We start from the raw sequence: 24,691 nt of genomic DNA, 5'->3' as shown, positions 1-24,691 counted from the left end.
ACTCTTCGCTCAAAGTACACGTACCTGATCCGCAACGGATTGAAGCTCTTGAAGGCAACAGCGGGCGGAGGCCGACCGTTGCGCCCAGATGGTAAAGCATATTTTTATTTTCATATCAATAGATGGTTTTTTTCATCATATCAGTGCCGGCAGGGGATGGGTAGACTAATGACCACCTGGCGGTCTGAAGCGCGAAAGGGAGGCTTCGCCGAAGGCGGTGTTGGCAGCGACCGGAGTCTTGTTAAGCTGTTAAGCCGTTCGTACAGTCATGATTTGGTGCGCGAGGATTGAGGGATCTTCAGGTATTTGTGCCCCTTCAGACACTCGGCGATGCACTCGCTCAACAGAGCCATTGAAGGCATAAGCCTTGCCGATCCAGGTTCCGGCCAGGGGCCTGCGGAGCTAAGTAAGAGCACCTCATGCGCAACCTCAGAGACCGCGGATTTGTCACGCGTCGTTATTGCAAGCGTATACGCTCCTCTGTCGCGGGCAGTTTTGAGAAAGGCAACTGTTTCCTCGCTCATACCTTCATAGGAGATGCCGATAGCAAACGCCGAAGCATCCAGCCCGTGAGCCAGACCGCGAGCGATGTTCACAGTCCCGGTTGAATGCATAGGGATCCCCAGCCAAATCAGGCGATGTGATAACAGCTCAGCGCAGACTGCGGAGACGCCCATACCAAAAGCTTCAACACGCGTCGCACTCTGTAGTCGCTCCGTCAGGCGCTCGATCTGGGCGTAGTCGAGAAGGCGAGCCGAGGCCGCAACCGAATGTTGGAGCGCCGCGCTCAGGTTGGCAATTTCCGGCCTTACATGCGTATCTTCAGTGGTGAGGTACTGTGTTAGTCGCCGGGCTTTATCGCGCTCAATCTCCCCGGTGAACGCCATCCTGAACTCGCGAAAGCCGGAGAAGCCAAGTGTACGGCAAAATCGCACAATCGACGCTTCTCCGCTGTTTGTCTGACGAGCGAGTTTGGAGATGGATATATCCCCAAGAAGTTCGGGGTTTTGGGCAATGAAATGCGCGATCCTTGATTGTGAGCTGGGTCCGCTGGTGAGCAGATCATATACAGCATCCCGCACCAAGCTTGATGATCTGTCCGCGTTCTTCATTGCACTGTCCGTTGGGATATGGTGAATTCCGGATGTAGCCCCATTGCTTGACCGCTCTCGCATGGGGGCCGGCGTAACTCGCCCATGCCGCCGCCAGTCTTCTACATTGGGCAAAGCAAGCCTTTAAGCTCCTCCAAGTTCAACAACAATGCCTCGGGCTCAAAGGTTCGGAGATCATTCCTCAGCTGATTGGAATGGTGGCGGGCGCCCCCGAACGCGCAGTAGCGCATATTTGCATTTCGCGCGGCATTAAGGCCGATGACGCTGTCCTCAATGACAAGGCACTCGCCCGTAGACACGCCCATGACTTCCGCCGCCAACAGCAGCACGGAAGGATCAGGTTTGCGGATACCGATGTCGTCGGAGGAGAAGAACCGTGAGCCTACAAGCCCTAAAAGATTAGCGGCTCTCATGCGGTGGATGAGTTCAAAACGAGATGTGTTGGATGCGACACAGAACGGAATGGTAAGCCACTGGAGCAGTTCAATCGCGCCAGGTGTCGCCGATAGGCTCACAGAGGCGGCCAGCTGAATCTCAACCCCGACTGTTTCCATGAAGTTCTTAGACAGGCTCACACCGATAAGGCTTTCCAGACGCGGTTGTTGATCGTCCCGCTCAACACCGGAGAGCGTTGCCGTGATTTCATCCGGATGCACCTGGACACCTTCCGCGGCGAGTTTTGTCGAAATCACCTCCGATGCTATAATTTCCGTCTCCGCAAGGGTGCCGTCAAAATCGAAGATGATCAGTCGAGGCCGTGGCCGATCGGAAGTCGTGATTGAGGGTGCAGCCGTCATTTCGGGTCACCGGGACGAATGACAGGCAGTTGATCAAGTCCCTCGTGACGATGGACGACGACATCCGATCCGTCCAACATGACGACATCATATGAGGGCGCAGCCGCCACGAATATGGGCTTGCCATATTGTTCCCAGTCCAGAACGATATGCTGCGCCGTGCCACGGCTGGCAGTGAACGATATGCCCGACAAACTGCCTGCCGCAGCAACATGCCGATGACCGAAGAGCATGTGGCGGACCGAAGCGTTTTTCCGAACGATGGAAAAGAACCGATCGGTCTCCTTCATGTCGCTCGTCTTAAAGCAAGGCACATGCAAGTCCGCTGGCGTATGGTGCATAGCAACCACGACTGGTCGGCCGGCCGCATGGACAAGCTGGTCTTGGAGCCATTCAAACCGGCCACCGTCGAGGCAACCGAAATGACTAATGTCGTCCTTCGTGTCGAGCAAGACGACGAGCCAGTCGTGCAGGTCGACAGCCGCCTGAACGAAGCCTTCCCCGCCGAAGACCCCTCGAAATGCGCTGCGGTCATCGTGGTTGCCGATCGTTAAATAGACGGGCAGCCGGACCTCCGACAAGATCTCGCGCAAGAGCACGTAAGCGGCCGGATCGCCTGTATCAGCAAGATCGCCGGTAATAAGGATGAGTTTCGCATCTGCGTGTACGCGCGAGACGTGGTCCAAGGTGTCGCGCAGTCTCTGCGCCGGATCGATGCCATAAAGCGTCTTGCCAGGGGCGACAAAATGGGGGTCTGTTATATGAATGATTTTTTGCATTGCTCCACACTTACATGGGCCCGACTCCGGGAGGAGGTGGGGCAAGAAACAGGTGTAACGTTGGGTTACTTGATGGCGCCGTTCTTTGTGGTGATCATTTATCTCGGGCCTTCCTCGGCCGACAGAGCGACCCCGTGAGCGGTGCGGAGCTCGATCTTCTCCGCCACATCCAGCTGGATCGAGCCATTCGAAGCAAACAGTTGACCGACGGCTGGCCAATGAATGTCGCGACTTCTAAATGCGTTGGGGTCGCATAAAGGGCCTTGGGGCTGGCATATTGCAGCACCCGGCCATGCATCATCAATGCGATGCGAGCTGACATCGTCATCGCTTTGATCATGAGTGACATAGCTTCGCGTCACCACCCTCAACTTTGCATCGAGGTTCGACAATGGGTTCGTCCATCAGGAACAAGCCCGGTGCGCGAGCCATGGCCCGCGCCAGCTGCCGTTGCCCTCCCGAACGTTGCAAAGGCGTTCTTCGTTAGATGATCAATCTCCACGATCGCCGTAGTTTCGCGAACTTTCGATGCGATTTCGGTCATCTTGGCTCGCCGCCCGACACGAATGGCCCTACCATCGGCAATCTCTGCACCGCGCTAAGGCTCTCCATCACAGGCGCCAACGAGATGTTTTCCTCGACCGTCATATGCGGATACAAGGACATTGCTCTGAAAAACCATTGCCGGGTTGCGCGCTCCCGGAGCCAAATGGTCCACAACTCGTCCGCCAATTGAAACAGTGCCGCGGGCCCTGCGCTTCGAAGCCGGCGAACATCCGCAATAGCGTTGATTTCCCGCACCCCTGACTGGCCGAGAAGAGACACGAATGCTCCTGCTTGATCGTCGGTAGCAATTTGTTGAGCACCTCGGTCGAGCCAAATGCTTCGAAACACCGTCCACAGCGTCGTTGCCATGTCGCTATCCCGCCTGTCAGACATCGTCTGGATATCGAATATAATGGAGCTTTTTTTCGAATTTATGTCAAGTGGAGGAAATTACCGCGCTAGAGGAGGACATTTTTTGAAGTTGCTGCTAGCGCAGTTCACCTCATCGAGAGAGGCTGAGGCTTCTGACCCCATCTAGAGAACCATCGCCGCCAGCAGCCTTCCTTAGAAGTTCCCGTTACCCGGGCGTTACAGAGTTTTGTAGGTTCCCGGGAAAACGATGTCCTGATCGACGAGCACATTGAACTTGTAGCCAGCGCGGATCTCGAGCGTCGGCTGTACGTCCATGTTTCTCTGAATGGTTCGATCGGCAACACGCCCGAAGGTCTCGGCGAAATTTCGTCTTGCGGCATCCGAGGCCGTCTCTTGCGTCGCGAGTGTGGAACTCTGCGGGATTGCCATATCCATGCCCGTGCCGATCATCGCGATGAGGATGGCCGAACCGAAGGTCTGAAGCCACTTCCGGTCGACCTTGTCGCGGTAGCCGCTGTAGCCTTGAGCATCAGAGCCCGCCATGCCGCCGATCTGGAGCGTGGAGCCGTTCGGGAAGATGATGTCCGTCCAGACGACGAGCACGCGGCTCTGGCCGAACGACACCTCGCTGGCGTAGCGTCCGAACAGCTTCGTTCCCTGTGGGATCAAAAGGCGATGTCCAGTTGCTGAATCATAGACGTTCTGGCTCACCTGGGCGGTGATGCGACCGGGAAGGTCGGAATTGATGCCGGTGATCAATGTCGCGGGAATAACCGAGCCACGCTTGAGCTCATATGGTGACTGCTGCGGCACAACACGGTTCGGCAGGTAGCCAAGCTCCTTGAGGTCCGCGTTGAAGAAATCCTCCTTGGCCTTCTGGGCATTTGGATCGACATTCTGCCCGCCGAGACCAGCGCGCAGAGCTGCCGCATTTAGGTCGGACGCAGCACCAGTCGTCGTCACGGTGGAAATTCCGTTTGTTGTCGTGGCGGCCGCAGCGTTCGTATCCCCTCCCCGACTGTCAAACTTGCCGTGGTCCACCGTGATCGGCGAGTCATAGGCCGCGTCATTCGCCTGAAGCCGGGCCATCCTCTGGCGATGCCGTTCCCGGAGATATTGTTCTTCCTGCTCTCGCTGCAGGCGGGCGCGCCAGACCTGTTCGGATTCTAGTTCCTGTACGGGCTGCGCCTCTTCCGTGCGGCTCGGTTGTGGCGTGAACGGATTGACGGACCGCTTCTCACTTTGAGTCACAGGTGTCGGCTGCAGCGTCGTCGTCTGCTGCGGTTCTCCAATGATGGCGTCGCCCACACCTCGCTTAAGCTGGTCGGCGAAGCTCGAGGCCGGATTGCCGGAGCCATCGCCCGGGCCGGTGTTCTGGCGGACAAGCAGGCCGCGCGATGCGAGACCGTAGAAGATCACGCCGAGGAAAGCGATGACGAGCACGATCACGATGATGATAGGCAGTCGATTGATGCGCCGGATGCCGGCCTCGGAGTCCTGGTTGGGCGCACCGCCGAGCTTAAGAGATTGGACCACAGCTCCCTCCTACCCGCGACGCATCACGGAGAGCGGGCTCGCCGGCGATGCGCCCGTGGTAGTTACCTCATAGGCACGACCGAGCTCGACACTGCTCGTCGACAGCCGCGCGAGGACCTGGCCCTCGAACGGCTCGACAACATAGGCAAGCGGGACGATCGTCGTGCCGCTGTCGGTTGTCTGGTCGGTGACGACCGCGTATCCCCACCCCTTGAGGGCCGCCTCCAGAGCTTGCCCGAAGGGCGAAACATCCTGCTTCAACGCGATGGTCCCAGTGCCTGGCGCGACGTGCTCGGCAAGGCGGCTCACTATATCGCCGGCGATTGAAGTTGCGGCCGGGCCGGAGATGTCGGCTGGCGCGTTGCTGGCGACGAGGTCGCCCGAGCCAAGGCTCTGGCAGCCGGAAAGGAAAACCGCGAGTGTGACTGCGGCGGCGAGCGAGCGAAACGAGCGGAAGATAGGCATCACCGCCCTCCCCGCCGGATCGTGACCTTCTCCTGTTTCCAGCCGACGCCGGAGACGAGTACCGCCTTATCGATCTGATAGTCGACGATCATCATACCGTTCTTCATGCGATAGTTGACGATACGGTTCTGGCCGCCGGAGATGACGAAGAGGACCGGCGCGTCCTGGCCGGAGATCGAGCGTGGAAACTGGATGTAGGTCTTGATGCCATCGCTATAGACGCGGCTGGGCCGCCATCCGGCGCGACCCGAAATCGAATAGCCGAACTGCAACTGCTCGGCCGGAATCCCGGCGCCAGGGATTGAACTTGCTTCCATGCGGGCGTTGACGTCGGCGAGCCTCATTGACATGTCCTCGGGATATTCAAAACCGACGCGCGCCATGTACTGCGTCTGATGCGACTTGAGCTGAATGTGATAGGTGCGTCGAGAAGTCGTCACCACCATCGAGGTGACGATACCGGGCTCGGATGGCTTGACGATCAGGTGGATCGCCTGGCCACCGGCGGCCCCGGAGGTCGCGGGTTCGACCTTCCAGCGTACCGTGTCGCCGACGAGAACGTCGCGCACAGCCTCGCCGGCCTCAAGCTCGATATCGCATACCTGCAGCGGTGAGCATACGACCGAGGGCTGGATCTCGCCGTAGAGAAAGACGACCTTTCCGTCGGCGCCTTTCGTGACAAGGCCGCGCGATCCACGCCACTGGCCAGAAATGCCGATGCCCTTCGCCTCATTGGCAGTCACTCCATCGGCGAGGGCTTCCGAAGAGAGGAGGAAGGGCGACGCCATTGTCGTGGATACGATCACGAGGGCGTTCAGCGTGGCCCGGGCTATTTTGGTTCTGAAGCTCATATACGGGCCATGCCTTTCAAAGCTGCGCAGTCCAGTCGAAATCGCGCAGATACAGACCGATCGGGTTGAAACGGATAATGGCCTCGTCCTGCGGAGGCGTAAGCGTGACGGTGGCGACGCCGCGGAACCGCCGTACGGCGGTCTCCTTGCCCTTGCGGTCGCGTTCGAACTCGGTCCAGTCGATCTGGTAGCTCTGGTTGGACAGCGCGACGATGTTGTTCACCTCGATGGCGACTGTCGCGGTCTTCGCCTTCTCGAATGGCGAGGAGGAGCGGAACCAGGCGTTGACCTTTTCGGTGGCCGGATCGGAGGTTCTCAAATGCGAATAGGTGCGATCGATATACTGCTTCTGCACAACCGCATCCGGCGTCACGCTGCGGAAGTTCGAGACGAAGCTGCCGAGCGTTGCCCTGACGACGCGGGGATCGGCATACTCGATCTGCTCCGGAAAGCCGGCGCTCGAGGCCGTGCCGAGCTTGTCGACCTCGACGATGTACGGCACCAGCTTGACCTGCGTGCTCTGGAAGAGCGCATAGGAAAAGCCGATCACCGCCATGGTCATGCCGGCGATGCCGACAAGGCGCCAGGCGGCGGCGGCCTTAACATAGGAGCCATAGCGCTCGTTCCACTCCTGTCGGGCGGCAAGATAGGGGTTTTCGGGCGGATTGCCTGAGGCCATGCCGAACGGTCTCCTCACTTACTGTCATCGATCGGCGGCGGCACAGGCCGGGAGGATGTATGCCCGCCCGATTGCCGGTTTTGGTCGAGCTTGGCATTGGCAAGCCCCAGAAGAGAGCCCGCATAAGCGCCGGGCGACGCGATTGCCTTTTCTTTGGCCGCCGAGCCGGCGGCCCATCCGGCGCTGCCGATGCCAGAGGCCATCCCACGCATTGCAGCACCTGCCATCGACGACCCGCCAGCGCGTGCGTCGCTCGCCGTCTGCGCGCCCTTGGACGCGGCGCTCGCCCCGAGGAAGGCGCCGCCGGCGGCAAAGGTCGCAGCCTGCGCCCCGTGCCGGATCGCTTCCATGCCGCCGGCGATCGATGCGCCTTGGACCACGCCCTGCATGATCGGAGGGACGTACATGGCGATGACGAACACGACGACCGATATGCCGGCGATGGCGAGCGTGGTGATGAACTGGTCAGAGGTCGCGGTCGGCGCCTCGGCCAGGCCGAGAAGTATGTCCGAGCCGATCTTGGCGATCATCACGAGCGCCATCAGCTTCATTCCGACGGAAAACGCATAGACCAGGTAACGGACGGCGAAGTCCTTAGTGTAGGAGGAGCCTCCCAGCCCAAGCATGATCATCCCCGCCAGAAGCCCGACATACATCTCCACCATGACGGCTACGAAGATCGCGGCCACCAGAGAGAAGGAGACGACGACAACGACCATTGCGAAGACCGCGGCGATGGCGAGCGCGTTGTCCTCGAACAGGCCGAACTGCGCCTGCTCGGACATCTTGGATGCAACGCGAATGCCGGCGTCAAAAATGTTCGCCGGCGAAGCCGAGCCGCCGCCGGCGCCGATCTGGAACAGGCTGTCGACCACGGCCTTGGCGAAGGACGGTCCCTGATCGAGGATGAAGGCGAAGAGGCCGATGAACATGACCCGGCGCACCAGTTCGGCGAACCACGCGTCGAGGCTGGCCGCATTGATCGCCAGCCAGACCGCGGCGATCCCGACTTCGATGCCGGCGAGGATCCAGAACAGCGAGCGTGCCGCGTCCATGACCGTCGTCTCCCAGCCCTTGGCGGCGGTGACGACCTGGTTCTCCAGTATTGTCAGGACCGAACCTTGCTGTGCAAGCGCCGGCGCACTTGCGAGCAGCACGATGGCGATCACGATGAACAGCGCCTCAAACGCGCGGGAGGGACGGACAATCACCATCGGGGCTTCATTTCCTGCCCGCCGCGCACGTCGCGATCCGGATCGCCGCCGAAAAAGCGCTCCCGGTGCTCTTGCTGTGCCGCGCCGGAGACCGGCGCCGCCGCCGGCGTTTCAGTCGTGGCGTCCGGTTGCACGGCCACCAAAATCAACATGCCGGCTCCGAAGGCGACGATACCTGCCACCGCGAGGGCGATGAGGATGCGCGGGCTCACCAGCGCGGCTCCATCGTCTGGCCGCTGCGGATATCGCGGTCGGGCGCGTTAAAAAACTGCTCGCGGCGGGCCTGGGCGAGGTCCTGTCTCGCCTGTTCGGACTGGAACCATGTGCCCATCATGGTCATCTGCTGCGAGACGAGCCCACGCAGCTTCTGCATCTGCGCGACCTGCTGCGTGGCAATCTGATGGCCGACCTGCAGCGCCTTCATCTGGCCGTCGGCGCTCTCCGACATCGAGCGCAGAGAAGACATGGTGGATTCCTCGCTCGAGAACTGCTCCGCCGTGAGGTTTGCCGCCTTCAAGGTTCCGGCGATCGTGTCGCGGTTGGTGTCTGACCAGCTCTGGTAGTTCGACGAAAAGCTGGTGCCATCCGGCAGGTTGCCCTTCATGTCGGCGAAGCTCTGGAAGCGCTGTTTCAATACGTCGTCAATATTGCCCATCGAGAACGCGACGCCCTGCCCTTGCGCGGCGATGTTCTGCAGGCTCTTCAGGTCGTTCTCGACCTGTCCCCAGATGTGGCCCGGAAGCTGTGCGGTGTTCTGCAGCAGGTTGTTGTAGATATTGAGCTGGTTCTGGATCTGCTCGGCAAGCTGCGTGATCTGCTTGATCTGGTTGTTGACCTGCTCGGCCGACTTGCCGACGAGGCTGACGAGCTCGGCATTGTTTGCAAGCTGCGTCCACTCCGTGGCGGCGCCGGTCGCACTGCCGGCGTAGGCGACCGGCAGCGATCCGGCAGCGCCCAGCATCAGCGCCGCGGCAAGCGCGGCACGGGCGCTACGGTGTTGGAAAGAATGACGCGACATCGGCAATCCCCCTTTGTTGGAGCCATTGGAGAGGCCACGCGGCCCCGTGCTTGGTATGAAGGGCGCGAATCTGCTTGAGATCCTCCTTGCCGGACGCTCCGACAAAGGAGAGGGCAACCGGACCTAGCGCCATGTCGAAGAGCCTCCGGCCTTCCGGCGAGGCGACGTAGTATTCGCGTTTCGGCAAGGCGGTCGCGACGATCTCGATCTGGCGTTCGTTGAAGCCGATCCGTTCGTAGAACTCGCGGGTACCCGGCTCGCGCGCAGCGCCGTTCGGAAGGCAGATCTTCGTCGGGCAGCTTTCCTTCAACACGTCGATGATGCCGGAGCGTTCGGCGTCGGATATCGACTGCGTGGCGAGAACGACGGCGCAGTTCGCCTTGCGCAGCACCTTCAGCCATTCCCGGATCTTGTCGCGGAAGGTCGGATGCCCGAGCATCAGCCAGGCCTCGTCGAGCAGGATGAGGCTGGGCGCTCCTGTCAGGCGTTTCTCGATACGACGAAAGAGATAGGTCAGGACGGGTACGAGGTTGCGTTCGCCCATGTTCATGAGCTCTTCCACCTCAAAGCACTGGAACGCCCTGAGTGACAGACCGTCCTCCTCGGCGTCGAGAAGCTGCCCCATGGGGCCGTCGACCGTGTAGTGATGCAGGGCATCCTTGATCTCGCGCATCTGCACGCCGGAGACGAAGTCCGAGAGCGAGCGACCGCGCGACTGCGCCATCAAACCGATCTGCCGGGAGATGGCGTTGCGATAGTCCGGCGTGACGCTGACGCCCTGCAGGGCGACGAGCGTTTCGATCCACTCGGCCGCCCATGCGCGGTCGCCGTCGCTGGAGAGCTCTGCGAGCGGGCAGAAGGCGAGCGCCGGCGAAGCCCCCTTCCCTCCTCCAAACGCATCCCCGCCGATCTCGTAGTGATCGCCGCCGAGGCCGAGCGTCAGCGGCAGCATGGAGCGACCCTTGTCGAAGGCGAAGACCTGCGCGCCGGCATAGCGCCGGAACTGTGCGGCGATCAGCGCCAGCAGCGTCGACTTGCCCGATCCCGTCGGTCCGAACACCAGCGTGTGGCCGACGTCGTCCACATGCAGGTTCAGGCGGAACGGTGTGCTCCCGCTCGCGACCTGCACGAGCGGCGGCGACCCGGCCGGATAAAAAGGGCAAGGCGCCACCGGGCTGCCCGACCAGACCGAGTTCAACGGGATGAGGTCGGCGAGATTGCGCGTGTTGACCAACGGCTCCCGGATATTGGCATAGGAGACGCCGGGCAGGCTTCCGAGGAAAGCGTCGGTCGCGTTCAGCGTTTCAATACGCGCCCCAAACCCCTCGGCCTGGACGAGACGGCGGATCGCCTCGCACTTTTCCTGAAGCCGAGCCTGCGCTCCATCGAACAGGACAATCACAGGCGTATAGTAGCCGTAGGCGACGAGCTGGGAGGAGGCCTCGGCGATGGCGTCCTCGGTTTCGGCGACCATCATCATGGCGTCCTGGTCGACCGAGCGGCTCTGGGTCTGAAAGAGCTGGTCGAAGAACGGCCGCACCTTCTGCTGCCATTTCTTGCGGGTCCGCTCCAGCTTCTGCCGTGCCTCCTGCTCGTCAAGAAAGACGAAGCGCGATGACCAGCGATAGGTCAGCGGCATCAGATCGAGCGCGTTGAGGATGCCCGGCCAGCTCTCCGCCGGCAGGCCGTCGATGGCGACAACCCCGAGGAAGCGGTTCTCCACAAGCGGGGTCAGGCCGTGCTGTAGCTCGGCCGTGACCAGCCAGTCGAGATACATCGGGATGTCCGGCAGACGAAGAGGATGGTTTTCGCCTGTGATGCAGAAGCGGACGAACTGGAGCAGCTCGTCATAGCGGGCGACCCGAAGTCCGCCTCTCTCGTCCACCTCGCGCGTCGCCATGCGCTGAATGGAGACGACATTGCCGAGATATTGCTCGATTTCGCGGATCGAGGCGCGGAACGTGTCAAGCGTCGTCATCGCATAGGATGCTGATCGGCTTGCCGGATCGGAATAGACATAGCGTGCGAGGCCAGAGCGCCGCGGCTCCGGCGGCCGCCACGTCAGGATGACCGCATGCCGGCTCTCGAAATGTCCGCTTTCTCGCTGGAAGTGGAGCCGTCTCTCGAAGTCGATGGCCCGTGTGACCGGGTCGGGGAAATGGCAGTCGGCTTCGTCTGCGTAATCGGAAGTCGGCACCCGCACGGCTTCGACCTGGATCATCCACCCCGATCCGAGACGAGCGAGAATGGTGTTGATCTGCCGCGAGACCTCGTTGCGCTCGGCGTCAGTCGAACTCTCGCTGTCGGGACCGGCAAAATACCAGCCGGCCATCAGTGAACCGTCCTTCAGCAGAATGACGCCGTTGTCGACGAGACCTGCGTAGGGAACGAGATCGGCGAACGATGGTCCCGAGTGGCGGAAAGTCTTGAGTGCGACCATGAAGCGTCAAAACCTGCGCCATGGCGTCGATGTGGCCCGATAGTTCGGCTTGTACGACATGTGATGGATGTAAACCCGCCGCATCATCGGGTCGGCCTTCGCCATCATGCGAAGGGCTGCGACTGCGACCAGCCAGATCGCCACGCCGAAGAGCGCGGCATACCAGGTCAGCACGACGAAGATCAGGATCACCGAACCGAGGCCGGTAAGCAGAACCAGCTCCCGGTCTGCTCCCATGAGCAGGTTGGGACGCGAAAGCGCCCTGTGCACGCGCGAGCGCGCGAGATTGGCGCCTGACTCAGCCATCTGCCCCCTCCCCTGCCGATGCGTTTGAAGCCTGTGACGGCGCCTCTCCAATCGAGGCCCCCGTTGCGCCGAACAGGGCGACGATCTGCGTGGCGCCGAGCAGGATGCCGGCGACAAGCACGACATAGACGAGCCGCCGCGCGAAATCGTTGAGTTCGCCGCCGAAGATCAGCATGCCGCCGGCGATCGCGACGGCGGCGAGTGCAATGAAGCCGGCGACCGGTCCGGTGATGGACTGCTGGATCTGCTGCAGGGGAGATTCCCACGGCAGACCGCCGCCTGAGGAGGCAAGGGCTGGATCCGTCAGGCTGACGCAGGAGAACGCGGCCAAAGCCGCAAAGGCTAGGGTGATTTGTGTCTTACGCGACATGACTGTCCTCGTCGATCTGGGCGTAGTGTTCGGTTCGGTATCGTGAGTTGCTGAAGCCCTCGACGTGGATAACCTCGCGGACCCGCCTCTCCCGCCCCGTCCGTTCTATGGAAACGACGAGATCGACGGCCTCGCCGATCACCTCCTGCATGGGCTGCTGGCTCGCTTCCGCGGTCAGCTGCTCGAGCCGGCGCAGAGCCGACATCGCTGTGTTCGAGTGAATGGTGGTGACGCCGCCAGGATGCCCGGTGTTCCACGCCTTGAGCAGCGTGAGCGCCGCGCCGTCGCGGACCTCGCCGACAATGATTCGGTCAGGCCGTAATCGCATGGTGCTCTTGAGAAGCCGCGCCATGTCGACCGTGTCGCTTGTGTGAAGCGATACCGCGTTTTCGGCTGCGCATTGGATCTCGGCGGTGTCTTCCAGAATGACCATCCGATCGGCCGGCGCATTGGCGACGATTTCGGCAATGACCGCGTTGGCAAGCGTCGTCTTGCCCGAGCCCGTGCCGCCGGAGATCACGATGTTCATGCGAGACGAGATCGCGCTGCGCAGGACAGAGGCCTGCGCCTCGGTCATAACCTTCGACTTCACGTAGTCGCAAAGCGGGATAAGCTGCGACGCGCGCCGCCGGATCGTGAAGGCCGGTCCGGAAACGACCGGCGGCAGCAAGCCCTCGAAGCGGTGCCCGCCAATCGGCAGTTCGCCGGAGATGATCGGCTGCTCGCCGTCGGCCTCCGATTGCAGCGCGTGGGCGACGCTGCCAATGATCACCTCCGCCGCGGCCGGGGTCATCGCGCCCGCCGAAGCTACCCCATGACCCAGGCGCTCAATGAAGAGCCTGCCATCGGGGTTGAGCATGATCTCGACCACCGTCGCGTCGTCGAGCGCGACGCAGAGATGGTCGCCGAGAGCTTCCTGAAGTTTGCGGACGAGACGCGAATGCGAGCGGAGTTGGGTCACGCGGCGCTCCTGATCGGTGCGCCGTCGTTATGGGAGATCATCGAACGGTAGCCGGGAGGACAGACTTGCTCAAAGCGCTCACGATCGGCTGGAAGGCTTCCGGCAACGGCCATCGTGTCGCCGATTGCTGCAAGTTCGCCGAGCCGTCGCATCGGCCAGCCGGCACGTTTGAGGATCCGCTCGAAGCGGAGATCGGTCGCGGTGACGATCTCGCTGTAACCATTCGCCATCGACCATTCGATGATGCCGGCGAACAAGGTGCGTGTCACAAGATGTAATTGGCCCGCTTCCCTGCCCGCGGTCTGGGACGTGTCGACACAGAAGCGCGAACTTTCGACCATTTCTGGATGCGGGTTCAGAGAACCCTTTTCGAGCAGTTCGGCAAATATGTACTCGAGCATCGTCGGCCCGGAGGCTGGAAGAAAACGGGCGCAACCGGTGACCATCCCACGCTCGTTAACTGCCAGAACGTAGGTCGGCTTAAAATCATCGTAGCGATCGCGCTCTTCCCCCGCGGTCACAGAGACGTCCCATTCGAGACGGCCGCCGAACACCACTGCGCGAAGACGGTACATCTGCTTCAGAAAAGTTGGATGGCGGCCGTAAAGGTCGGGCGAGACGGTGAGTATCCGCATTTATGATCTCCGCATGAACGTATGCAGAGACAAAACATCTCGTTGGGCGTGTGCCTACGTGCAGATTTGCAGCCGATGATTCTGCCGAATCGACGGTCTAGACTAGCTACGGAAATTCGAGAGCAGGCAGGGACTAAAGTGCTGATGAAGAGGTGGAAATCTGCAATTCATGCCCGCAGTCTCGAACAGCGGGAATAGAAATGACTAACGAATTGCTTCCCGCTATTCTGCTCAATCAAATCGCCGAGCACGTCGGAGGTGATCACCGGCTTCCGCCGCGCACGCCCACACGGTATGATCAACTGGTCGCCATCAAGGCGCGTTCGGCTCATCGATCTCAGCAACCCGGTACGTGCAACGACCCTCCCATGCAAGCCACAAACATCCAGATGCGATCAAGAATCTCGTCATAGGCGTCTCTATCTGCGCTTGTTTTTTAGCTGTGGTTGTTTTCGCGACGAATGTCTGGCTCTCCGAGAGAATAGACGATTGTTCTGAGCGAAAACGAGCCGTCAAGCGATCCTCCGAAAAGTCCTGGCGTGTCGGCGACCGATCCAATCCCTCCCTATGTGAATGGTAGATCCGAGCCGTGAGCCGGCTCGGATCCGTCGGTGCTCAACTCAGGTTACCATCCAGGACGACTGCATGGCTGCTGCAATCGTGCCTGTCTGAGCCGGATTGCCAAGCAGCGGATCATTGGGCTGGATGCCCGTCCCCGTCGGCGAGGTTGCGGGATCAAATCCGGCCATGGCCGCGACCAGCGTTGCCACGTCGGAGTGATTGAGCACCTTTCCATCGCCGGACTTTATCGTCTCGACGACATTTCCTGGCCCGGCAAACCAGTTGCTGATCGTCACCTTGTCGGTGGTTCCCAGCACCGAGACGACCAGGTTGTTGCCCTGCTGGCTGAACCAGAGTTCGTTGGCGTCGATGCCCGTTCCGAAATCCAGCTCGTCATGGTCGCTGTAGGAACCGGATTCGACGATCGTGTCGGCGCCGCCGCCCGCGGCGAAATGATAACTGTCGTTATCTGTCCCGCCGACCAGCGTGTCACTACCGGCCCCGCCGTAAAGCGCATCGCTGCCTGCATTTCCGTTAAGCGTTTCACTGCCGGAGAGACCGAACATGATATCGGCGTCCGTGCTGCCGTTAACGGTAGCACCGGCGGCTTTGGCCACGTAGAAGTTCCTCGTGACTTGGCCGTCGAGGGCAAGTTTGTCGATTTTTGCGTTGTCGAACGACTGCTGGTTTATTGAAACGGTGTCCCAGTACGATCCGTTGTTGATGTAGACAACGAGGTTGTCCTGACCGACGCCTGACCATGAGAAAGATAGATCATCCGCTTTGATACCACCTGTCAGCGCTAGCGTATCGGTGCCGGAAGCAACGATCTTGTAGAGGGAGTTTAAGTTGGTTATCCAGCGGTATCCTCCCACCCATGTATCGACCGTTCCGCTGGCGGAAACCCCCAATGCCTGCGCTGCAGCGATATCGGGAGCGGAAGAAGCCACGACTGCTACATAGTCCTCGATCAAGTCGTTGCCATCGCCGCGCCTGAATACGTAAGTATCGTCACCATCCTGACCATTCGTATAATCGTTGCCGGCGCCACCAAGCAGGGTGTCATTTCCGCCACCGCCGTTCAACACGTCATCGCCGGCGCCGCTGTAAAGGGCATCGTTGCCGGCGTTGCCGTTCAGCGTTTCGTAGTTGCTGGAACTGTCCAACCCGAAGATGATGTCGGCATCGGCACTTCCGTTGACAGTGGCTCCCTCAGCCGTGGCCACGTAGAAGTTCCTCGAGCCCAGTCCGTCGAGCGTTAGCTTTTCGATTCGCGCTGCCGCCGTTTTCTGTTGATACAGGACCACGCTGTCGCCCGCTGGGCCGCCAGCGATGTTGATGACAAGATTGTCGCTGCCCGCGCCTGTCCATGCGAAGGAAAGATCTTCGGCCCTGATGCCGCTTTCCAACACCAGCGTATCGACATTGCCCTCAAATGCCTTCTGTAGGCCGTTTGTGCTGGTGTTCCAGTAGTAGCCCCCGACCCAGGTGTTCACGATGCCTGTGGCAGAAACGCTTTTTGCCTGAGCTGCGGCGATGTCGGCGCTCGCTGTGGTCGGGAGGATGTTGAAATCGCTGACGTGGTCGGTGCCATCGCCACGCCGGAAAACATAGCGATCATCACCGCCGGCACCGCTCAGATAGTCAGTTCCAGCACCTCCATAGAAGATATCAGCGCCGCCCCCCCAATATGGATCGATGACGTTGCCGTTGAGGATGTCGTTGCCGGCGCCGCCATAAAAGATGGCGTTGCCGCCACCACCGTTGATCGTCTCATTGCCTTCCAGACCGAACAGCAGTTCGTAGGTTCCTTCAAGAAAGCTACCACGATAGCTGCCGGTGCTGTTGAGCGTCGCTCCCGCGGCTTTCACCACCGCGAAAGACAGGGCAAGCCGCGCTTCGAGACCGTCAAACTGAAGGTGCTCGATGCGGGCCTTCGCCATGGTCTGCTGATAGATCTGAATGCTGTCAGCGTTGGCGGGGTTGCCGACGGGTCTTGAGTTCGGTCCAGGCGAGCATCGCACCGCTGGTGCTGGTCGTGGTCGTGGTCACCGTGCGGCTGCCGTCGCCGCCGAGTACTGTGGCCTGGACCGTCGTGCGGTCGACGGTGCCATCAGCATTGATGTCGTCCTTCACCGTCTGGGTCAGGCCGTCGGCGCCCGTTATCGTGGAGGTACTGCCGATCAGCGCCCCGTTGGCGCTGGTGGTGGTCACCGTGCGCGTGCGGTTGCTGGAGCCATCGATGGTGGTCACATCGGCGACAATGATATCATAGACGCCATCACTATTGAGGTCGGCCTTGCTGGTCAGCGAGAGGCCATTGGCCGAGGTCTGGTCCAGGGTCTTGCCAACAAGCGAGCCATCGGGATTATACTGATTGACGGTCGATGTGGTGACGCCCGTGCCATCGACAGCGATCGTCTTGACCGAATCCAGATGGCCATCGCCGTCGGAATCGGACGCTATCGAAATCGTCTTGCGGTCAGCGCTGGTGTTGGTGCTCGAGCTCGACAGCAGCGAACCGTCACGGCTTTTCGTCTGCAGCGTCTCGCTCCGGCTGCCGCCGGACCCGAGAAGCTTCACATCGGACGAAACGATGTCGTAGAGCCCGTCGCCATCGAGATCGCTTGATGTCGTCACGACCCGCCCGTTGGCGCTGGTAGTGGTGGTCGTTTTGCCGATCAGCGCGCCGGTGCCGGCGAGTTCGGAGACCGTCCGGGTCTTCGAACCATCCGCATTCAGGATAGTGACGTCACTGGATTTGCTTTCGACAACCCCGTTGCCGTCGGCATCGGTCTGGGTATCGATGCTCAGGCCATTCGCCGATACCGCTGCAATCGTCCTGGCCAGCAATGTGCCATTGCTCGATGTTTGGGAGGTCGTCGTCGTACGGGTGCCGTTCGAACTGATAACGGTCACCGCCTGGGTCACGGCATCGTAAACGCCGTCACCATTCACATCCCGCTTGTCGGTGGCGGTCAGGCCATTGCCGGATATCGTGGTTTCCGACTTGGCATACAGGGCGCCATTGCTATCGGTGTCCGACACGGTGACGACGCTGCTGCCATCGCTGTTGACTACCGCGACCTGAGTACGATCGACCTTGGTGTCGCCATTGGCGTCGATCTTCGTGGTTGTCGTCTTGCGGTCGGCGCTGGTCTTGACTTCGGTCCTAGCCAGCACTGCGCCGCTGGTGCTGGTCGTCGTCGTGGTGACCGTGCGGCTTCCGTCGCCACCGAGCACGGTTGCCTGGACCGTGGTGCGATCGACGGTGCCGTCGGCGTTGATGTCGTCCTTGATCGTCTGGGTCAGGCTGTCGGCACTGGTGGTGACGGCCGAACTGTCGACCAGCGTGCCGTTGGCGCTTCTGGTCGTGACTGTGCGCGTGCGGTTGCTGGAACCATCCGTGGTCGTCACGTCAGTGACGACAGCGTCGTAGATGCCATTGCCGTCGATGTCCGCCTTGCTGGTCAAAGACAGGCCGTCCGCGGAGGTCTGGCGGATTGTCTTGCCGACGAGCGAGCCATCCGAATTGTACTGACCGACCGTCGAGGTCGTTACGCCGGCACCATCGATAACGATCGACTTGACGATATCGACATGGCCGTCGCCATTGGCATCGGTCGTTATCGAAATCGTCTTGCGGTCAGCGCTGGTGTCGGTGGTGGAGGCGGACAGCAAGGTGCCGTCGCGGCTTTTGACCTGCTGCGTTTCTGACAGGCTGCCGCCGGTGCCAACCACCGTGACATCCGACGAGACGATATCATACCGTCCATCGCCATTGAGATCGGTCGAGACCGTCTTGGCCAGGCCGTCATTGCTTGTCGTGGCAACCGTTCTGCCGATCAGCACATTGGTCGAGCTGTAGGTAGAAACCGTGGTAACCGCAGCACCATTGGTTCCATTGGTGATGGCAGTCACATCGCGGGTTTCATAGGTGCCGTTGCCGTCAAGGTCGTGCGAAACCGTGCGTGTCCGGCCATCGGCGCTGGTGACGGTCTGCTCCCTGTCGATCAAGGTGCCGCCGCTGCTGGTATCGGCAACCGTCTTGGTGCGTGTGCCATCGCCGGCGACGACGGTGGTTTCGGTGCTGACGAGATCGTAGACGCCGGTGCCGGTAGAGTCGCTCTGCACCGTTTTGGTCAGACCGTCGGCCGACGCGGTCGTCGCGACCTTGCGAAGCAAAGTCCCGTTGACGCTGTTTTCGGAAACTATGGTCGATGTCGAGCCGTCGGCATTCCTGACGAACACCTGTGTCTGATCGTTGACGCCGTCACCATCCTGGTCGAGCGCTGTGGTGACCGTAGCGTGGTCGGCGCTGGTCGTCGTCGTGGTGCGCTCAGCGACCGAGCCGTCGGTGTTGAAGTCTGTAATGACACGTTTGCGCACACCCGCCGTCACTGTCGTGACATCGGTCTGCGAACGTTCGTAGGTGCCGTTGCCATCATCGTCGAACTGAGTCGTCGTCGACAGTCCGTCGGCACTCACGGTGATGCGGTTCTGGAAGGCCAGCGTGCCATCCTTGTCGTAGCCGCCAAGCGTGGTGGTCTTTGAGCCGTCGCCATTGGTGACGGTGGTGGTCTTGATGATGTAACTGTTGGCGTCCGAGGCCAGCACGGCATCGCCGACAGCACCCGTGGTCCCATCGGTCTTTGTATAGGTCGCCGTACCGGTGATGGCCGAACCATCGGCAAAGTTCTGGCCGCTACCTGTCGCCGTCAGCCCGATCGAGGCGATGCCGAGCGACGCCAGCGAGACAAGCTGGCCGTCGACCATGATCTTGAATTCGGACCAGCGCTCGTCGCCCGCGTCGAGCAGGCCGTTGTGATTGGTGTCGAACACGCTTTTCAGCGCTTCGAGATCGCCGGTCGCCGTCTGGTCCCATTCGGTGAAGACGAACTCGCTGGAGCGGCTGATCTTGCCGTCGCCATCGGCGTCGAGCACCAGCACACCATCGCCGGCACCGGCCCAGGCGGTGCGGTGCTGGTAGCCATCGCCATCGAGATCGACAAATTGGTTGGATGAGGCCAGCGTGTCCACAGAGAGCCCGTTGCCGTCCAGGTCGAGGAGGACGGGTCTGTTGCCGGCCGAGTCGGAACGGCCACTAGTGCTGCCGGATCCGCTGGCGCTACCACCGCTCGATGTCGAACCACTGCTCGATGTCGACCCACCACTGTAACCCCCCGTTGAACCGCTGTAACCGCCCCCGAAAGAGCTCCGACGGGAGGCATCGCTACTGGTATAATTGCCATGATGGTCATGGGGAGTAGTAGAATAGCCACCAACGTCATTCACAGGGCCGGACCTGGTGGCGCCCGCTTCGGTCGTATGATCGGACTTGCTGGACTTCCCAATCCGATCCATCATCTTCTGCAAGTTAGGATCGTACGGATTCACACCAAGCTGAATGGCGCCTTGTGTAACCGCCGCCCTGGTAGCAGCGGTCGATAAACCTTTATCCAATGAAATCTGAGCAAGCGCACCAAGACGATCGATAGGGGCGGCACCGTTGGTGTAGCCAACGCCAGGGACGTAAACCATCTCTGGCACATACACAGGTGGCGCAACCACACGCGGCGGAGTTACACGGACAACAGGGACACGTTTGGTAACAGGGACGCGCCTCGTAACAGTAACAGGCATAGGCATATAGTTTGCGTCAACGATTGGCGTCGAAAAATTATACTGCGCCGGAAGACCTAACGAAGTTGGACTGACCCCTAATGCGATGCTGTTCAATAGGTTCCGCGAGACAGCCTCTTCCGCCTGATACGCTGCATACGACCTCATGCTGTCCTCTTCAGTCTCTCGAAATGAAGGAGTTGCAGCAGGTGATGTAATGCTTGGCTGATTAGTGCTTGGATTCGGTGGAGTCGCAGATCTATCCACGGCACGCGCGTCGGCTTCGGTGGCGCGTCGCGCCGCTTCGGCCATCGCGACATCAGTCTTGTACCCGCGGTCGCCGTAGACGTTAGTGCTTTTTTCAATACCGGAGCGCCGCGCCGCCTCGGTCATCGCGACATCAGTCTTGTACCGTAGTCGCCGAAGACGTTAGTGCTTTTTTCAATACCGGCCTGGCGGGCAGCCTCTGCGGCACGCGCCGCCTCGGTCGATTCAGAACGCATCGCGTTGGGTGAAATGCCATCGGCATGGGAAGCGATCGCACCAACCACTCCGCGATTTTGTCCCGCCCAATCAGCGGGTGTCATGTTCTCTTTGGGTGAATTCCAACCGGTCCAGTCCTTAAGTGTTCCCTCATAGAGCTGTTGTAGAGCAACAGCGTCGTAGGCAAATTGCAGGTTTGGATAGTGTGGCCTGCTGACAGGAGAATTAAGGTCGTATGTACTTCCGGCAATACCTGCCAAGTACGCACTATTTCCCACCTGTGACATCGCCGCCGCAAACGCAGCACCGGGAGTATAGGTTTCCGGTCCGTAAGTAACTCCCAATGATACCCCGAGACTACCGTACCAACCAAACCCAATACCCGGCAGACCGGCAACCCCGTCTAGGGAGGCGCCAAAAGACCATGAACTTGTTGAATAATCTTTACTTACGCCGACAAATCCTCCGAGGCCGTAGCCTTGTCCGAACTCGAGACCAAGTCCTGTGTCAACAGCCAATCCGGCATTTGACATGGTAAAACCCACCGTTGCTCCCCAAAAAGTTCCAGAGACGCTCTTAAACGTCTCGGTCGAGTAATCGAAAATGTTAGCCCCTCCAATAGTAACTGTCCTTTTCGCTCCTGCAGAATAGCCAAACCCAATTGGCCCACTCCCCCAAATGCCGCCGAGACCACTTCTCGCTTCGAAGCTAACAGACATTGCCTACTCCTAATTTAGCAGATATTTCTGGGCATATGGTTGCTGCAGCGACTAAAATCGATATTATTGACGCAATCAGTAACGCTTTCTTATGCACCCCGATTGGATCCTGAACCCTTCGATAGGGCGCCCCACGCACTTGAGGATTACGAACGACTCCGACAAGTTCTGCTCCCGATACCAAAGTGAACATTCCAGATATCAAAATCAATATTTGAAATCTATCATTACTACCATTGATGCATTTACATAACGTATTTAAAAATCCAAAGTATCCTGCCAATGAAATGATTAGCAAACCTAAGAAAATTGCAAAGTTAACGGCTAAATATGATACTATCAACTTCATCTCTGAGTTCATTTATACCTGTCCTTTAGCCTGATCCCGCGAGCGCATGAAGAACCTCCTCTCACCCTCATGTGTGACGTCGTTCAAGACGTCAGCGCTCCGCCTCTGGAAAGCCGGGCCTGATCGTCGCTGGCCTGATGCGGAGCTATTGAACACACGCCAACCCTGCCCATGAATTTTCGCGGAAAACTCGCTGAGCGTCAGATGTAATGGAAAAATCTAATTCGCCCCATAAAACCGGCTCTCCCATCGTTGCCACAGGAATAAGCCACACAACATTTATTGCACACAAGTTACGTATCGACGCAACATTACATCGCGACATTAAATTACGTCAATGGTTTGGCTTATACTTGTAAAGCATTTTTAGTCACTATTCAAGTATCTTCAGGAGTGTCTCAGATTTAAATTCAGATCACAGGCTGCGGATCCAGGAGACCCGTCAGCGAGATCTGGTCCACCAACCGCCGGCACGGGCAGCCGCGAAGCACACTTTTCTAGCGTCAGACTTTAGCCCGGCTTTTAAAGAGGCGAAGCCACGCTCGTACTCGCGAGTATTAATGTACTTCCTGTCCTGGTGCATGAACTTGCCAAAGCCGGCATCGTTATGAATGACCACATCAGGGCACAGCAAAAACGCTGCCTTCTGGTAGCCAGTGTCAAACGCAACCGTATCGGCGTGGGCATTAAACGACACAAGCGAGGCGACGCCAAAAGCAGCAACCGCCATGCGAGCACTTCGAACGCAGTTCATTGTTTTATTCCTTCTTGAGAATTACTTAGATCTAGGTTGCTGTGACGAGCCGCCTCCGTCTCAGCGCTCGTGGAAGGCCTCATCCGTCATCTCCATCAGCGGATCGAGCAGGAACTCGATCACCCGGCGGTTGCCAGTCCTGATCTCCGCCGTCACCGACATGCCGGGGGTCAGAACGACATCTTTGCCTTCGACGCGGATCGAGGTTTCGTTGAGCGCGATGCGGACCGGAAACACCAGCGGCCCGGCAGCATCGCCCGCAGTTTCTTCCCTGCCCGCCGGCGCCTGCGGCGCGCCGGCCGAGATGGCATCATTGGACACGGTCAGAACTTTGCCATTCAAAGTCCCGTATTTTGTGAAGGGGAAAGCTTCGAGCTTGACCCGCACATCCTGGCCTTCATGCACAAAACCCTTGTCGCGGTTTAGCAGCATCGCCTCGATCTCGAGTGCCGTGCCATCCGGCACGACCACCATCAGCCGCTGGCCAGTCTGCACCACCTCGCCCAGTGTGTTGACCTCCAGTTGCTGCACGCGGCCGGCAACCGGCGATTTGAGCAGGCTGGCACGCTCGAACAGTTCGGCCTTGGCCAGGTCCTGCTGCAGCACGCCGATCGAGCGGTCGATCTCGATCAGTTCGGTGGCGACCTTGTCGAGATAGGCCTCGCGGCGCGCGCGCTTCTGCGCGGCAAGCGTCCGAATGGCGGCTCCAAGCTCGGCGATGTGGCCTTCGTCGGCTACCACCGCCATCACCTGGCTCTGCTCGCCCTGGCGGGCGTCGATGGTGTTGGTCTTGATACCGACCTGTCGCTTTTCCAGTTCCTCGAAGACGTCCAGCCGGTCGCCGGCCAGGCTGACCAGCTTGCGGCGCTCGACCAGCGACTTGCTGCCGCGATCGATCTCGACCCGCTTTTGCGCGATCTCGGCCTCGAGGCTCTCCTGTTCGGCCTGGTAGGCGGCGAGCGACTGGCGCATTTGCAGCCGCTGCAGGTCGACCAGCGGCTCCGGTGCATTCGGTGGAGCCACGAATTCAGCGTCGGTGGATGGGGTGCCGTCGGCAACGGCATCGACCAGCGCCTTGAGCCGTGCCTTCGACACTTCGGCGGCGGCAAGGTTGCCGGCATTCTTCTGCCGCTCGGCTGCGTGTTCGGCCGGCTCGAGCTCGACCAGCATATCCCCCGCCGCGACATGATCACCAGTCTTGACGTGCAGCGCCTTGACCGTGCCGGTGATCAGCGGCTCGATGACCTGCACCTTGCCGATCGGGATCAGCCTGCCCTGGATGGTGGCATGGGTGTCGACGCGGCCGAACCACGACCAGGCCAGCGCGCCGGCGGCAAATAGCATGATCAGGCCTGAGAAAATACGCGCGGCCGGCGAGGCTGGCGTCTCGAGGATCTCGATCGCCGCCGCCTGGAAAGCGCGTTCGTCGCGATTGAGGGTCGGACGCTTGTTCTCGGCCTCACGCGCCACGCCTTCCCTGACTGCTTGCCAGTAGCGCCCCATCGTCTACTCCGCCGCCTGCTGGGATGGGATTGTCGGGCGCTGTTCGGCCTGCAACCGGTAGAGCTGGGCATAGCGGCCGTTGAGTTGCAGCAGCTCGTCATGCGACCCCTGCTCGGTGATGCGGCCTGCCTCGATCGTCATGATGCGGGTTGCGTCGCGAAGGGCGGCCAGCCGATGCGCGATGATGAACACGGTGCGGCCCCTGGCCATCAACCGCATGTTCTGCTGGATGACATATTCCGACTCGTAATCGAGCGCGCTGGTCGCCTCGTCGAAGATCAGGATGCGCGGATTGCTGACCAGCGCCCGGGCAATGGCGATGCGCTGGCGCTGACCGCCGGATAGATTGGAGCCGCGCTCTTCCAGCACCGTATCGTAGCCGGATTTGAGCTGCAGGATAAAGTCATGCGCGCCTGACAGCTTGGCCGCCTCGATCACCCGCTCAAGCGGCAGCGCTGGATCGGCCAGTGCGATGTTTTCGCGCACGGTGCGGCGAAACAGGATGTTCTCCTGCAACACGACGCCGATCTGTCGGCGCAGGCTGCGCGGATTGCTGACCAGCGCCCGGGCAATGGCGATGCGCTGGCGCTGACCGCCGGATAGATTGGAGCCGCGCTCT

Annotated in this window: 23 protein-coding genes; all 23 read right to left on the bottom strand. The window is 60.2% G+C overall.

Annotated elements, in window-relative coordinates; all coding sequences use genetic code 11:
• Positions 1 to 266: 266 nt before the first annotated feature.
• Positions 267 to 1,112, bottom strand: a complete 846-nt coding sequence (locus AC0L2K_RS25695) for a MurR/RpiR family transcriptional regulator (RefSeq protein ID WP_164784010.1) — start codon at positions 1,110 to 1,112, stop codon at positions 267 to 269.
• Positions 1,113 to 1,213: 101 nt separating this feature from the next.
• Entirely contained in the window at positions 1,214 to 1,909 is a 696-nt protein-coding gene (locus AC0L2K_RS25690; protein ID WP_473532647.1) for an HAD family hydrolase, read from the bottom strand.
• Positions 1,906 to 2,688, bottom strand: a complete 783-nt coding sequence (locus AC0L2K_RS25685; RefSeq protein ID WP_127319004.1) for a metallophosphoesterase — start codon at positions 2,686 to 2,688, stop codon at positions 1,906 to 1,908. Before AC0L2K_RS25685 ends, AC0L2K_RS25690 begins: the two co-directional genes overlap by 4 nt.
• A gap of 540 nt (positions 2,689 to 3,228) precedes the next feature.
• Positions 3,229 to 3,603 (bottom strand): hypothetical protein, encoded by a 375-nt coding sequence (locus AC0L2K_RS25680; protein ID WP_473532646.1) that lies wholly within the window; start codon positions 3,601 to 3,603, stop codon positions 3,229 to 3,231.
• Positions 3,604 to 3,822: 219 nt separating this feature from the next.
• Complete coding sequence (trbI, locus tag AC0L2K_RS25675) at positions 3,823 to 5,142, bottom strand: IncP-type conjugal transfer protein TrbI (RefSeq protein ID WP_473532645.1); 1,320 nt, start codon at positions 5,140 to 5,142, stop codon at positions 3,823 to 3,825.
• 9 nt (positions 5,143 to 5,151) lie between these two features.
• Positions 5,152 to 5,607 carry a conjugal transfer protein TrbH gene (gene trbH, locus AC0L2K_RS25670; RefSeq protein ID WP_473532644.1) on the bottom strand — a complete coding sequence of 152 codons (456 nt, stop codon included), beginning with the start codon at positions 5,605 to 5,607 and terminating at the stop codon, positions 5,152 to 5,154.
• Positions 5,607 to 6,458 carry a P-type conjugative transfer protein TrbG gene (trbG, locus tag AC0L2K_RS25665; protein ID WP_473532643.1) on the bottom strand — a complete coding sequence of 284 codons (852 nt, stop codon included), beginning with the start codon at positions 6,456 to 6,458 and terminating at the stop codon, positions 5,607 to 5,609. Before trbG ends, trbH begins: the two co-directional genes overlap by 1 nt.
• A 16-nt stretch (positions 6,459 to 6,474) precedes the next feature.
• Entirely contained in the window at positions 6,475 to 7,137 is a 663-nt protein-coding gene (locus AC0L2K_RS25660) for a conjugal transfer protein TrbF (protein WP_127295790.1), read from the bottom strand.
• A 14-nt stretch (positions 7,138 to 7,151) separates the two neighbouring features.
• A complete protein-coding gene (gene trbL, locus AC0L2K_RS25655; RefSeq protein ID WP_473532642.1) occupies positions 7,152 to 8,351 on the bottom strand; it encodes a P-type conjugative transfer protein TrbL in 1,200 nt (399 codons plus the stop codon).
• On the bottom strand, positions 8,345 to 8,563 hold the full coding sequence (gene trbK / locus AC0L2K_RS25650; protein WP_127320149.1) for an entry exclusion protein TrbK: 219 nt from the start codon (positions 8,561 to 8,563) through the stop codon (positions 8,345 to 8,347). Before trbK ends, trbL begins: the two co-directional genes overlap by 7 nt.
• On the bottom strand, positions 8,560 to 9,369 hold the full coding sequence (gene trbJ / locus AC0L2K_RS25645) for a P-type conjugative transfer protein TrbJ (protein ID WP_473532641.1): 810 nt from the start codon (positions 9,367 to 9,369) through the stop codon (positions 8,560 to 8,562). The genes trbK and trbJ overlap by 4 nt, the downstream gene beginning before the upstream one ends.
• On the bottom strand, positions 9,341 to 11,809 hold the full coding sequence (locus AC0L2K_RS25640) for a conjugal transfer protein TrbE (protein WP_473532640.1): 2,469 nt from the start codon (positions 11,807 to 11,809) through the stop codon (positions 9,341 to 9,343). The genes trbJ and AC0L2K_RS25640 overlap by 29 nt, the downstream gene beginning before the upstream one ends.
• Positions 11,810 to 11,815: 6 nt before the next feature.
• Positions 11,816 to 12,115, bottom strand: a complete 300-nt coding sequence (locus AC0L2K_RS25635; protein ID WP_473532639.1) for a conjugal transfer protein TrbD — start codon at positions 12,113 to 12,115, stop codon at positions 11,816 to 11,818.
• Entirely contained in the window at positions 12,108 to 12,485 is a 378-nt protein-coding gene (gene trbC / locus AC0L2K_RS25630) for a conjugal transfer pilin TrbC (protein ID WP_473532638.1), read from the bottom strand. The genes AC0L2K_RS25635 and trbC overlap by 8 nt, the downstream gene beginning before the upstream one ends.
• The gene (gene trbB / locus AC0L2K_RS25625; RefSeq protein ID WP_473532637.1) at positions 12,475 to 13,446 is read right to left on the bottom strand and encodes a P-type conjugative transfer ATPase TrbB; all 972 of its coding nucleotides are present in this window, start codon (positions 13,444 to 13,446) and stop codon (positions 12,475 to 12,477) included. Before trbB ends, trbC begins: the two co-directional genes overlap by 11 nt.
• A complete protein-coding gene (gene traI, locus AC0L2K_RS25620) occupies positions 13,443 to 14,081 on the bottom strand; it encodes an acyl-homoserine-lactone synthase (protein ID WP_473532636.1) in 639 nt (212 codons plus the stop codon). Before traI ends, trbB begins: the two co-directional genes overlap by 4 nt.
• Before the next feature lie 620 nt (positions 14,082 to 14,701).
• Complete coding sequence (locus tag AC0L2K_RS25615) at positions 14,702 to 16,585, bottom strand: calcium-binding protein (RefSeq protein ID WP_473532635.1); 1,884 nt, start codon at positions 16,583 to 16,585, stop codon at positions 14,702 to 14,704.
• 25 nt (positions 16,586 to 16,610) lie between these two features.
• On the bottom strand, positions 16,611 to 20,657 hold the full coding sequence (locus AC0L2K_RS25610) for a hypothetical protein (protein WP_473532634.1): 4,047 nt from the start codon (positions 20,655 to 20,657) through the stop codon (positions 16,611 to 16,613).
• Positions 20,654 to 21,466 (bottom strand): hypothetical protein, encoded by an 813-nt coding sequence (locus AC0L2K_RS25605; RefSeq protein ID WP_473532633.1) that lies wholly within the window; start codon positions 21,464 to 21,466, stop codon positions 20,654 to 20,656. Before AC0L2K_RS25605 ends, AC0L2K_RS25610 begins: the two co-directional genes overlap by 4 nt.
• Positions 21,456 to 21,827: a hypothetical protein gene (locus AC0L2K_RS25600; RefSeq protein ID WP_473532632.1), complete on the bottom strand. Its 372-nt coding sequence runs from the start codon at positions 21,825 to 21,827 to the stop codon at positions 21,456 to 21,458. Before AC0L2K_RS25600 ends, AC0L2K_RS25605 begins: the two co-directional genes overlap by 11 nt.
• A gap of 430 nt (positions 21,828 to 22,257) precedes the next feature.
• Positions 22,258 to 22,545: a hypothetical protein gene (locus tag AC0L2K_RS25595; RefSeq protein ID WP_473532631.1), complete on the bottom strand. Its 288-nt coding sequence runs from the start codon at positions 22,543 to 22,545 to the stop codon at positions 22,258 to 22,260.
• A gap of 84 nt (positions 22,546 to 22,629) precedes the next feature.
• Positions 22,630 to 24,072, bottom strand: a complete 1,443-nt coding sequence (locus AC0L2K_RS25590; RefSeq protein WP_473532630.1) for an HlyD family type I secretion periplasmic adaptor subunit — start codon at positions 24,070 to 24,072, stop codon at positions 22,630 to 22,632.
• Positions 24,073 to 24,075: 3 nt separating this feature from the next.
• Positions 24,076 to 24,691 (bottom strand): ATP-binding cassette domain-containing protein (locus tag AC0L2K_RS25585; RefSeq protein WP_473532629.1); only part of this gene is annotated, 616 nt, incomplete at its 5' end.

It is taken from the genome of Mesorhizobium sp. WSM4817 (assembly GCF_055811135.1).
This window is presented reverse-complemented; position numbering and strand designations above follow the sequence as displayed.

Bases quoted from the DNA above. Each gene is read 5' to 3' on its own strand.
- AC0L2K_RS25695 (WP_164784010.1), bottom strand. From the start codon at position 1,112: ATGAAGAACGCGGACAGATCATCAAGCTTGGTGCGGGATGCTGTATAT.
- AC0L2K_RS25690 (WP_473532647.1), bottom strand. From the start codon at position 1,909: ATGACGGCTGCACCCTCAATCACGACTTCCGATCGGCCACGGCCTCGA.
- AC0L2K_RS25685 (WP_127319004.1), bottom strand. From the start codon at position 2,688: ATGCAAAAAATCATTCATATAACAGACCCCCATTTTGTCGCCCCTGGC.
- AC0L2K_RS25680 (WP_473532646.1), bottom strand. From the start codon at position 3,603: ATGGCAACGACGCTGTGGACGGTGTTTCGAAGCATTTGGCTCGACCGA.
- trbH (WP_473532644.1), bottom strand. From the start codon at position 5,607: ATGCCTATCTTCCGCTCGTTTCGCTCGCTCGCCGCCGCAGTCACACTC.
- trbG (WP_473532643.1), bottom strand. From the start codon at position 6,458: ATGAGCTTCAGAACCAAAATAGCCCGGGCCACGCTGAACGCCCTCGTG.
- AC0L2K_RS25660 (WP_127295790.1), bottom strand. From the start codon at position 7,137: ATGGCCTCAGGCAATCCGCCCGAAAACCCCTATCTTGCCGCCCGACAG.
- trbL (WP_473532642.1), bottom strand. From the start codon at position 8,351: ATGGTGATTGTCCGTCCCTCCCGCGCGTTTGAGGCGCTGTTCATCGTG.
- trbJ (WP_473532641.1), bottom strand. From the start codon at position 9,369: ATGTCGCGTCATTCTTTCCAACACCGTAGCGCCCGTGCCGCGCTTGCC.
- AC0L2K_RS25640 (WP_473532640.1), bottom strand. From the start codon at position 11,809: ATGGTCGCACTCAAGACTTTCCGCCACTCGGGACCATCGTTCGCCGAT.
- AC0L2K_RS25635 (WP_473532639.1), bottom strand. From the start codon at position 12,115: ATGGCTGAGTCAGGCGCCAATCTCGCGCGCTCGCGCGTGCACAGGGCG.
- trbC (WP_473532638.1), bottom strand. From the start codon at position 12,485: ATGTCGCGTAAGACACAAATCACCCTAGCCTTTGCGGCTTTGGCCGCG.
- traI (WP_473532636.1), bottom strand. From the start codon at position 14,081: ATGCGGATACTCACCGTCTCGCCCGACCTTTACGGCCGCCATCCAACT.
- AC0L2K_RS25615 (WP_473532635.1), bottom strand. From the start codon at position 16,585: ATGGCGAAGGCCCGCATCGAGCACCTTCAGTTTGACGGTCTCGAAGCG.
- AC0L2K_RS25610 (WP_473532634.1), bottom strand. From the start codon at position 20,657: ATGACCGAGGCGGCGCGGCGCTCCGGTATTGAAAAAAGCACTAACGTC.
- AC0L2K_RS25605 (WP_473532633.1), bottom strand. From the start codon at position 21,466: ATGTCTGTTAGCTTCGAAGCGAGAAGTGGTCTCGGCGGCATTTGGGGG.
- AC0L2K_RS25600 (WP_473532632.1), bottom strand. From the start codon at position 21,827: ATGAACTCAGAGATGAAGTTGATAGTATCATATTTAGCCGTTAACTTT.
- AC0L2K_RS25595 (WP_473532631.1), bottom strand. From the start codon at position 22,545: ATGGCGGTTGCTGCTTTTGGCGTCGCCTCGCTTGTGTCGTTTAATGCC.
- AC0L2K_RS25590 (WP_473532630.1), bottom strand. From the start codon at position 24,072: ATGGGGCGCTACTGGCAAGCAGTCAGGGAAGGCGTGGCGCGTGAGGCC.